The sequence below is a fragment of the Streptomyces sporangiiformans genome (assembly GCF_005768555.2).
GTDB classification, from domain to species: domain Bacteria; phylum Actinomycetota; class Actinomycetes; order Streptomycetales; family Streptomycetaceae; genus Streptomyces; species Streptomyces sporangiiformans.
This window is the reverse complement of record NZ_VCHX02000129.1, coordinates 35,134-48,255: the sequence shown is the minus strand read 5'-3', so window position 1 is coordinate 48,255 and position 13,122 is coordinate 35,134. Positions and strand designations below refer to the sequence as shown.

At 68.9% G+C, this 13,122-nt stretch carries 12 protein-coding genes; 9 read left to right on the top strand and 3 right to left on the bottom strand.

All coding sequences use genetic code 11. The features are described from left to right. The 7 genes from nadC (at position 1) to FGD71_RS17665 (ending at position 4,606) form a co-directional block, all read left to right on the top strand. Complete coding sequence (gene nadC, locus FGD71_RS17695) at positions 1-984, top strand: carboxylating nicotinate-nucleotide diphosphorylase (RefSeq protein WP_119101415.1); 984 nt, start codon at positions 1-3, stop codon at positions 982-984. Between the two features lie 9 nt (positions 985-993). Beyond that, positions 994-1,791: a type III pantothenate kinase gene (locus FGD71_RS17690; RefSeq protein WP_119101414.1), complete on the top strand. Its 798-nt coding sequence runs from the start codon at positions 994-996 to the stop codon at positions 1,789-1,791. A gap of 245 nt (positions 1,792-2,036) precedes the next feature. After that, positions 2,037-2,654, top strand: a complete 618-nt coding sequence (locus FGD71_RS17685) for a hypothetical protein (protein WP_119101413.1) — start codon at positions 2,037-2,039, stop codon at positions 2,652-2,654. A gap of 52 nt (positions 2,655-2,706) precedes the next feature. Further along, entirely contained in the window at positions 2,707-2,892 is a 186-nt protein-coding gene (locus tag FGD71_RS17680; RefSeq protein ID WP_119101412.1) for a hypothetical protein, read from the top strand. A 133-nt stretch (positions 2,893-3,025) separates the two neighbouring features. Then, positions 3,026-3,484: a BlaI/MecI/CopY family transcriptional regulator gene (locus FGD71_RS17675; protein WP_420878319.1), complete on the top strand. Its 459-nt coding sequence runs from the start codon at positions 3,026-3,028 to the stop codon at positions 3,482-3,484. Between the two features lie 9 nt (positions 3,485-3,493). Continuing rightward, positions 3,494-4,033 (top strand): amino-acid N-acetyltransferase, encoded by a 540-nt coding sequence (locus FGD71_RS17670; protein ID WP_119101410.1) that lies wholly within the window; start codon positions 3,494-3,496, stop codon positions 4,031-4,033. Between the two features lie 237 nt (positions 4,034-4,270). Beyond that, entirely contained in the window at positions 4,271-4,606 is a 336-nt protein-coding gene (locus tag FGD71_RS17665) for a histone-like nucleoid-structuring protein Lsr2 (RefSeq protein ID WP_119101409.1), read from the top strand. On the opposite strand, the gene FGD71_RS17660 is transcribed toward FGD71_RS17665, so the two are convergent. Continuing rightward, complete coding sequence (locus FGD71_RS17660) at positions 4,585-5,169, bottom strand: SCO3374 family protein (RefSeq protein WP_119101408.1); 585 nt, start codon at positions 5,167-5,169, stop codon at positions 4,585-4,587. The genes FGD71_RS17665 and FGD71_RS17660 overlap by 22 nt on opposite strands. Positions 5,170-5,665: 496 nt before the next feature. Between FGD71_RS17660 and FGD71_RS17650 the strand changes: the two genes are divergently transcribed. Continuing rightward, positions 5,666-8,191: an ATP-dependent Clp protease ATP-binding subunit gene (locus tag FGD71_RS17650; protein WP_119101406.1), complete on the top strand. Its 2,526-nt coding sequence runs from the start codon at positions 5,666-5,668 to the stop codon at positions 8,189-8,191. Positions 8,192-8,302: 111 nt separating this feature from the next. On the opposite strand, the gene FGD71_RS17645 is transcribed toward FGD71_RS17650, so the two are convergent. Together FGD71_RS17645 and FGD71_RS17640 are read right to left on the bottom strand one after the other, a co-directional pair. After that, a complete protein-coding gene (locus FGD71_RS17645; RefSeq protein WP_162931159.1) occupies positions 8,303-8,950 on the bottom strand; it encodes an HAD family acid phosphatase in 648 nt (215 codons plus the stop codon). A 333-nt stretch (positions 8,951-9,283) separates the two neighbouring features. Then, entirely contained in the window at positions 9,284-12,322 is a 3,039-nt protein-coding gene (locus FGD71_RS17640) for an NACHT domain-containing protein (protein ID WP_119101404.1), read from the bottom strand. Positions 12,323-12,555: 233 nt separating this feature from the next. On the opposite strand from FGD71_RS17640, the gene FGD71_RS17635 reads away from it, so the two are divergent. Next, positions 12,556-13,113, top strand: coding sequence for a maleylpyruvate isomerase N-terminal domain-containing protein (locus FGD71_RS17635; protein ID WP_240436640.1), 558 nt, complete (start codon positions 12,556-12,558; stop codon positions 13,111-13,113). Positions 13,114-13,122 lie beyond the last annotated feature (9 nt).

Sequence of the window (13,122 nt, the reverse complement as noted above, 5' to 3'; positions counted from 1 at the left end):
GTGAGCAACCCCGATCTTCCCCTCCTGAACGGCGGTGGCTGCGGCGACGGCTGCGGCTGCGGTGCCGAAGGGGAGTACGACACCGACGCCCTGGAGTGCGGACTCGACCCCGCCCTCACCCAGCTCCTCGCCGACGCCGGGCTCGACCCCGTCGAGGTCGAGGACATCGCGCATCTGGCCATCGAGGAGGACCTCGACCACGGCGTGGACGTGACGACGGTCGCGACCATTCCCGAGGAGGCTGTGGCCACCGCCGACTTCACCGCCCGCGAGGCGGGCGTCGTGGCGGGCCTGAGGATCGCCGAAGCGGTCGTCTCGGTCGTCTGCACGGACGAGTTCGAGGTCGAGCGCCACGTCGACGACGGCGACCGGGTGGAAGCCGGCCAGAAGCTCCTGAGCGTCACGAGCCGCACCCGTGACCTCCTGACGGCCGAACGCAGCGCCCTGAACCTCCTGTGCCGCCTCTCCGGCATCGCGACCGCCACACGCGCGTGGGCGGACGCTCTGGAGGGCACGCAGGCGCGCGTGCGCGACACCCGCAAGACGACGCCCGGACTGCGCTCCCTGGAGAAGTTCGCGGTGCGCTGCGGCGGTGGCGTCAACCACCGCATGTCCCTCTCGGACGCGGCCCTGGTCAAGGACAACCACGTGGTCGCCGCGGGCGGCGTCGCCCAGGCCTTCCGGGCCGTACGCGAGACGTTCCCGGACGTACCTATCGAGGTCGAGGTCGACACCCTGCACCAGCTGCGCGAGGTCGTGGACGCGGGCGCCGACCTGATCCTGCTGGACAACTTCACGCCCGGCGAGTGCGAGGAGGCCGTGGCCCTCGTCCACGGCCGTGCGCTCCTGGAGGCCTCGGGCCGCCTCACCCTGGAGAACGCGACGGCGTACGCCAAGACCGGCGTCGACTACCTCGCGGTGGGCGCGCTCACCCACTCCTCGCCGATCCTGGACATCGGCCTCGACCTGCGAGCGGCGGAGTAGGTACGAGCCATGCTGCTGACCATCGACGTAGGCAACACCCACACCGTCCTCGGCCTCTTCGACGGCGAGGACATCGTCGAGCACTGGCGCATCTCGACGGACGCGCGCCGCACGGCCGACGAGCTCGCCGTACTCCTCCAGGGCCTGATGGGCATGCATCCGCTGCTCGGCGAGGAGCTGGGCGACGGCATCGACGGCATCGCGATCTGCGCCACGGTCCCCTCCGTCCTGCACGAGCTCCGCGAGGTCACCCGCCGGTACTACGGCGACGTTCCCGCCATCCTCGTCGAGCCCGGCGTCAAGACGGGCGTGCCGATCCTGATGGACAACCCCAAGGAGGTCGGCGCGGACCGCATCATCAACGCGGTCGCCGCCGTCGAGCTCTACGGCGGTCCGGCGATCGTGGTCGACTTCGGCACGGCGACGACCTTCGACGCGGTCAGCGCGCGGGGCGAGTACGTGGGCGGTGTCATCGCGCCGGGCATCGAGATCTCGGTGGAGGCACTCGGCGTCAGGGGCGCTCAGCTCCGCAAGATCGAGGTGGCCCGGCCGCGCAGTGTGATCGGCAAGAACACCGTCGAGGCCATGCAGTCGGGCATCATCTACGGTTTCGCCGGCCAGGTCGACGGCATCGTGAACCGCGTGGCCCGCGAACTCGCCGACGACCCCGACGACGTCACGGTCATCGCGACGGGCGGACTCGCGCCGATGGTGCTGGGCGAATCCTCGGTCATCGACGAACACGAGCCCTGGCTCACGCTGATCGGCCTCCGCCTGGTCTACGAACGCAACGTCTCCCGAACCTGACGGTTGCGCGTGCTGTGAGTGGGGGGTGCGCCCCTTCAGGGTGCGCTGGGTGCCTGAGGGCGAGTGGGGCGTGCCCCTTCAGGGGCGCGGGGAACTGCGCGCCCAGCCAAGACTGACCCGCACCCGAAATACCACCGCGATCGGGGGCTTGGGGGCGCAGCCCCCGGCCCGCCCACCCGCGCCCCGGCGGAGCCGACACGCGTCCGTTCTGCGGATTTTGTCTGATTAGCGCGTATCGTCGCCCCATGCCCACGCCTTACGGATCTCGCGGCGCCATGGCGTTCGGTGCGGAGGAGCTGCGTGTGCTCCGCCGTGCGCTCGCTCTCGCCCTCCACCCCAGCCCCGCTTCGGCCGAGGACGTCCAGGACTGCCTCCGCCTGGCCGAGTCCGTCGACGAGGCGGCCCGCGAGGGCGCCCGGCTGCGCGCCTTCCTGCTGGCCGACCTCGCCCGCTACCGGGCCGCACTGCCCGGCGCCGCCACGGGGTATCTGACGCTTCTGGAGGAGGCACTCAGCGCCGGGTACCGCCCCACCCACGACGACCTCGCCGCGCTGGGCGCCCTGCGCGGCAACCCCACGGCCGCCACCCTCCTCAACCGTTGCCGCGCCCCCGCGGAACGCCCCCACCTGACCGCGCTGCCCGGCGGCCTCGGCCCCCAAGGTGCGTGCGCCACGGCCGAGGAGCCGGAGGAGAAGCCGGCGAAGAAGCCCGCCCCGCGGCCCCAGCCGAAACCCAAGCCGCAACCCGAGCACAAGCCGTCGCAGCCGCACCGTCCCATCCCCACCCCGGGCGAGGTCTTCCCGCCCAAGCGGAAGCCCCCCGCCCCGCCGGCCAAACCCCCGGAGCAGCTCGTGGCCGGCTAGGCCACCCGCCCCCGATCCGCCCGCCGCGCCGCGCCTGGCTACTCTGGAGCGCATGGACTACGTCTCCGCGCTCGTACCCCCCGTCGTGATGGCTGTGTTCTTCATCGGTCTGATCGTGACGATCGTGAAGAGCCAGGGCGGCGCCAACAAGGCCAAGGAAGACGCGGTCGTCGACGCCGCCCTCGCCCGCGCCGAGCAGGCCCGCCCGGCTTCCGGCGAGCACGACCGCGACGCCTGAAACCCCGCGCCATGGCGTACGACTCATCCGCGTTCCGAGTCGTGCGCCCTTTTTGTTGTCATCCGTCACGAAAGCCACGTTCATCACGTAATTAGTGGCAGCTACCACTATGGTTTGAGTTGTGCCTCGGCCATTGGGAGAACTCGAAGACGCGGTCATGACGCGGGTGTGGAAGTGGAACCGCCCGGTGACCGTTCGAGAAGTCCTGGAAGATCTTCAGCAGGAACGGTCCATCGCGTACACCACGGTGATGACCGTTTTGGACAATCTCCATCAGAAGGGCTGGGTACGCCGCGAGGCGGAAGGCCGGGCCTATCGATATGAGGCGGTCTCCACCCGTGCCGCCTACGCGGCCGCACTCATGAACGAGGCTTGGTCGCAGAGCGACAACCAGGCTGCCGCTCTCGTCGCCTTCTTCGGCATGATGTCCCCGGAACAGCGCGAAGCGCTGCGCGATGCCGTTCGCATGGTGCAAGGCCCCGAAACCTCGACCAGCGAGAACGCCCCGGCCGAAACCGCCGTCGGCGAATCCGCCGGCGAGAACGCGGTCCACGAGAACCCCGCCGCCGCCAAGGGCCGCACCGGGCGATAGCGTCCGGTCATGCCAGCAGAGCAGCCCGAAGTCACCACTAAAGCCCTCACCGTCCGCCGGGCCAGGACCAGTGATGTCCCGGCGGTACGCGGCCTCCTTGACGCGTACGTCCGCGGCGGCATCCTGCTCGACAAAGCGACGGTGACGCTTTACGAGGACATCCAGGAGTTCTGGGTCGCGGAACGTGATGCCGGCTCAAGTGCTGAGGTCGTCGGCTGCGGCGCACTCCATGTGATGTGGGAAGACCTCGCGGAAGTCCGCACTCTCGCGGTGAACCCCACGCTCAAGGGCGCGGGCGTCGGCCATCACTTGCTGGAGAAGTTGCTGGAGACTGCCCGCTGGCTCGGCGTTCGCCGGGTATTCTGCCTGACCTTCGAAGTCGACTTCTTCGCGAAGCACGGCTTCGTCGAGATCGGTGAGACACCCGTTGACAGGGATGTCTACGCGGAGCTGCTCCGTTCCTATGACGAGGGCGTGGCGGAGTTCCTCGGTCTCGAACGAGTGAAACCGAACACCTTGGGCAACAGCCGGATGCTTCTGCATCTGTGATCGCCGACGGGTAATACGGCGGACACCCTTGCCCAGGGGGCCTATGTCCGAAACGCGCACGTTTCCGGTCTTCCCGGCTCCCCTCGGTCTCTCCCGGTCTCTGTCAGGGGTTTGTGTTTTTCCAGCAAAAGCGGTTTGCTTTCCGACGTACTGCAGTACTGCATATAACAGGGGACGTGAAACAGCGGCACCTGCCGCGGACCCTCGGCCCTGAAGATATCGATGAAAGGAAATCCGGTGGCACAGAAGGTTCAGGTCCTTCTTGTCGACGACCTCGACGGCGGCGAGGCGGACGAGACCGTGACGTTCGCGTTGGACGGCAAGACGTACGAGATCGATCTCACGACCGCTAATGCGGACAAGCTCCGTGGTCTTCTCGAGCCGTACCTGAAGGGCGGTCGTCGAACCGGAGGCCGTGCTTCGGGTGGTCGTGGAAAGGCGCGCGCCGCTTCCGGTGGCAGCCAGGACACCGCGCAGATCCGTGCCTGGGCGAAGGAGAACGGTTACGAGGTCAATGACCGCGGCCGTGTTCCGGCGTCCATTCGTGAGGCCTACGAGAAGGCCAACGCCTGAGCGGCCGCCTGCCGCAGGCGGATGCGATGGCACTGCGTTGCCATCGTGTTCACGAGTCGTACGAGATCGGGGGCGCCCCCACCGCCCCCGCCGAGCGCCGACAGGGTCGGCAACGCAGGCTCCACCTCGCAGTCGGTCCCGGGGGGTCGCAGCCAGACGGCGGCCCCCTGCGAGCTGTCCACCGCGGGGTTCCGGGCACCACGCGGAGGCAGCGGCGCCTCGATGCGCCCGCCCGCGCCGATCGCCCGGAGGTCCAGCGAGAGGCACCCCCACTCCAGCCAGTCGAGCAGCCCCGGCAGCTCGTCCGCGCTTCCGGCGGCCACCAGCAGCCGCATCCGGTCCGCCCGTACGGCCACCGGAGAGCCCGGCCCCAGATGCCGCAGCGCCGCGTAACCCGCCTCCGCGGGCACGTCCAGGACGTCGAAGCGCAGCCCCGTCAGCAGCTCGACCGGTGGTCCGGGCACTGTCGACCAGCCCAGTTCGTTCTCGTACCACTGCCGCACCGGCGACTGCTGTCCCGGGGCACCGGCGTCGAGTGGTCGGCGAGGGAGAGGAAGGGGCACGACGACAGATGAGTGTGGCGCGCGGCGCCCCGATGAGGGGCAGTGGCCGACAGACGGGTGGGACATGCCAGGAGCAACTGCCCGTGGAGCGTTCGAGTTACGCTGGGTGCCATTTCGTACGCACAGAGTGCCGGAAATGGGGGCGCTCAGAGGCGTTCGGCGGCGCAAGGATGTTCGCCCATAGCGGAGGGAACCGGTGCACGCGGCATGGAGTGTCAGTGCGTACGGGTAAGACATCCCTAGTGGGAGGGGCGACACGCGACGTCTGGGCATCTCACGTTCGCCATCGGCGTACAGATGGTGAGGGTATCTGCCTGGCCTGCGGGAACATCGTCTCCCACCATCGGGTTGGAGCAGATGTCGGCGTTCGCGGTCAGGAGGCCATGGACGGTGTCGGCAGTTGGAATGAGCGGTCCCCGCTTGCGGGACTAAGCTGCGGAAGGACAGGGAGGGGAGCGTCCCCTTACTGCCTGACCGCTCTGAGGAGCGATTAACGATGTTCGAGAGGTTCACCGACCGCGCGCGGCGGGTTGTCGTCCTGGCTCAGGAAGAAGCCCGGATGCTCAACCACAACTACATCGGCACCGAGCACATCCTCCTGGGCCTGATCCACGAGGGTGAGGGTGTCGCCGCTAAGGCCCTGGAGAGCCTCGGGATTTCGCTCGAGGCGGTCCGCCAGCAGGTGGAGGAGATCATCGGGCAGGGGCAGCAGGCCCCGTCCGGGCACATCCCCTTCACCCCCCGTGCCAAGAAGGTCCTGGAGCTGTCGCTCCGCGAGGCCCTTCAGCTGGGCCACAACTACATCGGCACGGAACACATCCTGCTCGGCCTGATCCGGGAGGGCGAGGGCGTCGCCGCCCAGGTCCTGGTCAAGCTGGGCGCAGACCTCAACCGGGTGCGGCAGCAGGTCATCCAGCTGCTCTCCGGTTACCAGGGCAAGGAGACCGCCGCCGCCGGTGGTCCTGCCGAGGGGACTCCCTCGACGTCCCTGGTCCTGGACCAGTTCGGCCGGAACCTCACGCAGGCCGCTCGTGAGTCCAAGCTCGACCCGGTCATCGGGCGCGAGAAGGAGATCGAGCGGGTCATGCAGGTGCTGTCCCGCCGTACGAAGAACAACCCCGTGCTCATCGGCGAGCCCGGCGTCGGCAAGACCGCCGTCGTCGAGGGCCTGGCGCAGGCCATCGTCAAGGGCGAGGTGCCCGAGACCCTCAAGGACAAGCACCTCTACACCCTGGACCTGGGCGCACTGGTCGCCGGCTCCCGCTACCGCGGTGACTTCGAGGAGCGCCTGAAGAAGGTGCTCAAGGAGATCCGCACCCGCGGCGACATCATCCTGTTCATCGACGAGCTGCACACGCTGGTCGGTGCGGGTGCCGCCGAGGGCGCCATCGACGCGGCTTCCATCCTGAAGCCGATGCTGGCGCGCGGTGAGCTGCAGACCATCGGCGCCACCACGCTCGACGAGTACCGCAAGCACCTGGAGAAGGACGCGGCCCTGGAGCGCCGCTTCCAGCCCATCCAGGTCGCGGAGCCGTCGCTGCCGCACACCATCGAGATCCTCAAGGGTCTGCGTGACCGGTACGAGGCGCACCACCGCGTCTCCATCACGGACGAGGCCCTCGTCCAGGCCGCGACGCTGGCCGACCGGTACATCTCGGACCGCTTCCTGCCGGACAAGGCGATCGACCTGATCGACGAGGCCGGCTCCCGGATGCGCATCCGCCGGATGACCGCGCCGCCGGACCTCCGCGAGTTCGACGAGAAGATCGCGGGCGTGCGCCGCGACAAGGAGTCCGCGATCGACTCGCAGGACTTCGAGAAGGCCGCGTCCCTGCGCGACAAGGAGAAGCAGCTCCTGGCCGCCAAGGCCAAGCGGGAGAAGGAGTGGAAGGCCGGCGACATGGACGTCGTCGCCGAGGTCGACGGCGAGCTGATCGCCGAGGTCCTCGCGACCGCCACCGGCATCCCGGTCTTCAAGCTGACGGAGGAGGAGTCCTCGCGTCTGCTGCGCATGGAGGACGAGCTCCACAAGCGGGTCATCGGCCAGAAGGACGCCGTCAAGGCGCTCTCGAAGGCGATCCGTCGTACGCGTGCGGGCCTCAAGGACCCGAAGCGGCCGGGTGGTTCGTTCATCTTCGCCGGCCCGTCCGGTGTCGGTAAGACCGAGCTGTCCAAGGCGCTCGCCGAGTTCCTCTTCGGCGACGAGGACGCGCTGATCTCCCTCGACATGTCGGAGTTCAGCGAGAAGCACACGGTCTCGCGTCTCTTCGGTTCGCCTCCCGGATACGTGGGCTACGAAGAGGGCGGTCAGCTGACCGAGAAGGTCCGCCGCAAGCCGTTCTCCGTCGTCCTGTTCGACGAGGTCGAGAAGGCTCACCCGGACATCTTCAACTCGCTGCTGCAGATCCTGGAGGACGGTCGCCTGACCGACTCCCAGGGCCGGGTCGTGGACTTCAAGAACACGGTCATCATCATGACGACCAACCTCGGCACGCGTGACATCTCCAAGGGCTTCAACCTCGGCTTCGCCGCCGCGGGTGACACGAAGTCCAACTACGAGCGGATGAAGAACAAGGTCTCGGACGAGCTGAAGCAGCACTTCCGTCCCGAGTTCCTCAACCGCGTCGACGACGTCGTCGTCTTCCCGCAGCTGACCCAGGCCGACATCCTCGCGATCGTCGACCTGATGATCGGCAAGGTCGACGAGCGCCTCAAGGACCGGGACATGGGCATCGAGCTCTCCCAGTCCGCGAAGGAGCTGCTGGCCAAGAAGGGTTACGACCCCGTGCTCGGCGCGCGTCCGCTGCGTCGCACGATCCAGCGCGAGGTCGAGGACTCACTGTCGGAGAAGATCCTCTTCGGCGAGCTGCGTCCCGGCCACATCGTGGTCGTCGACACGGAGGGCGAGGGCGAGGCCAAGGTCTTCACCTTCCGGGGCGAGGAGAAGTCGGCGCTGCCGGACGTCCCGCCGATCGAGCAGGCCGCAGGCGGGGCCGGGCCCAACCTGAGCAAGGAGGCGTAGCCTCCGGGCCACGCTGTGACGGCGGGGCCGGTGCCTTAGGGCGCCGGCCCCGCCGGCGTTTTTTGGGCAAGTCAGTGCGTCAGTGCGTCACCGCATCAGTGCGTCACCGCATCAGGACAGCTGGCCGTCGTAGTCCGGCAGCTTGTATGTCTTCTCGGCGTGCCCGCCCGAGAGGTCGGTGGCGCTGTTGCCGATGTTCGCGATGATCGTGTAGCCCTTGGCCTCGATTTCGGCGCGCTTGGCGGTCTTGTACTCGGCGACGTCCCTGAAGAGGTCGCCCAGGCTGCGGACGTAGAGCCCGGACACCTTGTAGCCGACGTGCTTGAGGTTGTAGTCGGTCGCCGAGTAGATGATGCCCGGGCGCGCGGTCACGAAGAAGAGCGCGACGCCGTGCTCCTGGGCGTACTTGGCCACTTCGAGGACGGGCGCGTTGGCCGGTGACGGGTAGCTGAAGCCGAAGTCGGTCTCCAGCGTGGTGTTGTCGATGTCGAAGACGATCGCCTGCTTCTCGCCCGCGCCGGCGCCGGCGATGCGCTGCTTGAGATACGGGAACGCTTGGTCCATGACCGCCTGGCAGTCCTTCTGCCAGGTGTCGTAGTCGACGTCCGCCGCCGTGGCGTTGGTGGTTGTGGTGGAGGCCGTGGCCACGGCCGGAGTGGCGTCCGGTGCCGCGGCTACGGCAGGACTCATCAGCGCCGCGGTGACGGCCGTGGCAGCGGCCGTCACACCGACGAAGCGCTGCCAGCTGCTTCCTGTCATGGGGGGTTCCTCTCGCGTCGGAACACTGAGGGACATGGGGTCGCGCTGCATCGTCTTGGGCCTGTGAGGCCACAGGGGAGCGGGGACGTTACCGAGGGGTAACTGTAAGGCGCCCAAGTGGGGTTGGGCTAGAGGTCGTCCCAGGGCCGGGCTACCACACTCCGGGAGCCTTCAGGGTGGTTGATGTCCGGCAGAGTCACACTCTGTGAGACCGCACGCCCCGGATCGCCCACGGGGCGCGGTGAGGACGACGGCCCTGTGCCTCCGCTTCGGACGTATGCCGTGGGGCTGGGTTGCGTCGGAGGCACGGGCGGGGGTGGACCCGCCCGCCGTCTACCGCACTGATTCGATGGTGACCTCCGCGTCGGGGAACCAGTGGGCGAGCCGGGCCGCCGGGAAGTCCGCGCCGACCTGGAGCGTCACTGAGACGACCCCCGGGAGGAGACGAGCGAGGGCGGACAGGTTCTCCGTGCCGTACAGGGAGGTCAGGCGCAGCGTCTTGACCTCGGGGAGTTCCGGCATGGAATCGGCGTGCTGGAGCAGCGTCCGGTGCAGGACGAGCTGATTCAGGGCGGGCAGCGCGGAGACCTCTGCCCAGTCCTCGGCGGTCGGCACAGGGAGACCGCTGCCAAGGGCGAGCGTGCGCAGCGAACCCCAGTGGGCCAGGCCCCTCAGCCCTGTGGTCCTGGTGGCTCCCAGCGACAGGAACAGCCAGTCCAGTGGGGCGTCGACGGGCAGGGCGTCGGTGAGCGTCTCACTGTGCAGCGGCTGGCTGACACCCAGCGCGCGCAGGCTGTGCAAGGTGTTCAGGCCGGGCAGTCCGGGGGCTCGGAACAGCTGGTGCAGATGCAGCTCTGCGAGGCGTGAGCCGGCCAGCGGGGCGAGACTTGAGATGCCCGGGCAGTCGTCGAGGGCGAGGTGGCTCAGTGACTCCAGAGCCAGCAAAGGGCGCAGGTCCGACAGCGCGGGGTTGCGCTGGAGGGCTAGCCGCGTCGTGGTGTCCGGGCCTGTGACTCCCAGGATCCGCTCGGCATCGTAGGGGCCGCGGAGCAGCAGGTCGGGCCATGGAGTGGTGAGTCGGCCCAGTGCCTGGAGACTGGCCTGGCCGGTGATCCGCAGGGTAATGCCCTGCGGATCGAGGTGTTCCAGAACCTCGCTCGCGTACTCCTCCGGGTCGAACCGGCCCCAGGCGGCGACCAGTTGGCGCCGGACGTCCTGGCTGGGGTGGCCGCACAGCCGCTTGAGGACCGCAAGGGCGCTGTCCGTGCCGAGTGCGGAGGCGGTGATCGCGACACCGAGGGCTTCCTCGTCGGTCAGGTCCGCCGGCCCCGGCAGCAGTTCCAGGACCAAGGGGCCCGCCTCGGCAAGCTCCTGGGCGGCCTCCTTGGTGCGCGGCGGGATCAGCGCCGACGCTCGGGCCTCGACCTCCTCCCGGACCGTCGGGTCGAGTGCCGTCGCGTGTTCCAGACAGGCGAGGGCGAGCAGCGTCAGGCGTGCGCTGCCGTGGGACAGCAGCTCACGCAGCAGGTGGGCGCGTTCCTGCGGCCGGGCGTGCGCGACGGCCATGCGGATGACGTCCTCCCACTGGGGATCGTCGGCGCGGCTGGCCAGGACGTCGATATGGCCTTCCTCGACGGCGTACCGCGCGCTCAGGTAGTCCTGGAAGGTGCGGTGAACGAAGTCGACCACGCCCTCGGCGGGCTGGCGGAGCAGCCCACTGCGCAGAAGCAGATGACGGAAGACGGTTGCTGCGTCACCCTGGTCCGCCGCGGCCGCCACCACAGGCAGCCGGCGCTCCAGCAACCCTTCGGCGGCAGTCTGCTCCATCTCCGTACGGTTGCTGAGGGTCAGCGTGTAGGCGAGGCGCTGGAGCAGCTCCAGCTGGGCCTCCTCACCCAGTTCCATCCCGTTGAGGGAGCCCATGCCGCGCTCGAGATCACGCCGCGCCAACAGCATGGACAGCGCGGCGTCGTACAACTCCTTCCGGCCAGAGGGCAGGAAGCCGCGGCGCTCGCGATGGAGTGCGCAGATCAGCCCGCACATCAGCGGGTTGGTCGCGAGGCGGGCCAGATCGGGTTTGGTGCGCAGGGCGTCCAGAAGGGGCGTCTCGAAGCGGGGAGCCTCGGCCGCTGTGTGCCACCGGCGGACGAACGTGGCGACGTCGGCGCGGCTCATCGGGGTGAGCAGCAGTTCGTGGAACTTCGCGTCAGCCAGCCAGTCGGGTTGTACGGCGGTGGGGCGCGTGGTCAGCAGCCAGTGGTTGCCCCGGTATGCGTGGATGAGATCGGTGAGCCAGTCGCGGGTGCGGTGGCGGTCGGCGGTGGGGATCTCGTCCAGACCGTCGATCAGGACCAGGCCCCGGTTGGCCGACAGCACGCGACTCGCCCATCCCTTGGGCGCATCGAGCGGGCAGCCGACGGCGGGCAGGAATTGTTCCGGCGTCGGCAGGGCAGCGGCACGCACGAGGGTGCGCAGGGGCAGGACGAACGGGATGCGGTCGCCGTTGCGAGCGGCGGTGATCGCGAGCCACTGGATCAGGGTGGTCTTGCCCGAGCCCGCGTCACCGCGCAGCAGGAGCCGGTCGTGGCCGCGGAGCGCGTGCTCGGCCGGTAACTGCACCGTGGTGGTCTCAGGGCCCTCGTCGAAGGTGCCCGGACGCGGCTCGGTCGAGGTCGCCTCCAGGCTGAGGTACGCGACTTCGAGTGGCCAGCGGTCGGGTGAGTCGCGCAGGTCGATGCCGTAGATGGTGATGCGGCTGTGCTTCGTGGCGACGTATGAGAGGTAGCTCTGCTCGAAGGTGGTGTCGGTACGGCTGGGCGAGGGCGTCCTGGCGATCAACTCGTCGACCCTGGCGATGAGTTCGCCCTGTTCGCGGCTCTGCTCCAGCAGCGTGCGGGCCACAAAGGTCGAGCGCTGGGTGAAGAAGTTGATGATGTGGAGGCAGGCCCACTCGGTGACGGCGTCGAGGAAGTACGAGGCGTCCGTGGACAGGTGCGCAGCCGTGGGGGAGTGTGCGTGCAGAGTGCGGGCCAGCTCCTGATGGCCGAGCCGCACCGCCTGTACGTCGTCCATGCGCAGCTCGCCCACCGCGAGCAGCTTGCCCGTGAGGGCCTCCGTGACCGCGGTTTCCTCGTCCGCCGGGAACGGGCGCTCGCGCGGTGAGTCCACGGCCTCCCGGACGAGGCGGGCGGCGAGCTTGCCCACGTCCTTCTCCGTCAGCGTCCGCTTCTCGCCACGGAAGGACACCAGAGCGGACAGCCGTACGGGCTTGTCGATCAGCCCCGCGCCCGCGCCTTCCTGTACGAAGAGCTTCTTCACCAGCGGGCCGACAAGGCTCGAAGCGAGCCTTGTGCCGAGTACTGCCGGGTCCAACCTCGCCCACCCCCGTCGTCGCGCGGACGCTTGTCAGCGTAGCCCGTCGGGGGCTGAAGCCTGCTCCTGGCGACCGACGCTGGGTGACTCCAGCCGTGGGGCTGTATCGCCCGCTTACCGGGCCGCATAATTGGGACGGCCGATCATGGGGGGTTGATGAGTCTCAAAGGCGCGTATCTGGACGTTGCGGATCAGGCGGTCACCTTGCTGGGCGCGCCGGACGTCGGTGCCTCGTGGGAGAGGTCCAGCGCGTTGGCGGAGATGACCGTCGGCGGTTTGGCTGGTCACCTCGCGTACCAGATCTTCAGTGTGAGCCCCGCTCTGCAGGAGCCGCATCGGACGCGGCGCCGATCCCGCTTGTTGAGCACTACGCGCGTGCCGCGTGGATCGATGCGCCGCTCGACGGGGAGGTCAACGCCGGGATTCGGGCGAAGGGTGAGGGGATCGCCTCCGAAGGTGCCGAGGCCTTGTGTGCGCGGGCCCGCGCGACGCTCGCCGAGCAGCAGGCCGCCCTCCCCGCGTTTCGGGATGACTGGGTCGTGTTCATGCCCCAGACAGGCTGGGCGCTGAGCCTCGACGATTTCCTTGTGACGCGGATGATGGAGCTGGCCGTTCACATGGACGACCTGGCCGTCAGTGTGGGAATCGCCGCGCCGGAACTCCCTGCCGCCGCGTTCGATCCCGTGCTCACGCTGCTGGCCCGACTCGCCACCCGTCGGCATGGTCAGGCAGCGTTGCTGCGAGCCCTGGCCCGGACGGAGCGAGCACCTTCGGCGATCAACGCCCTCTGATCCACGCTC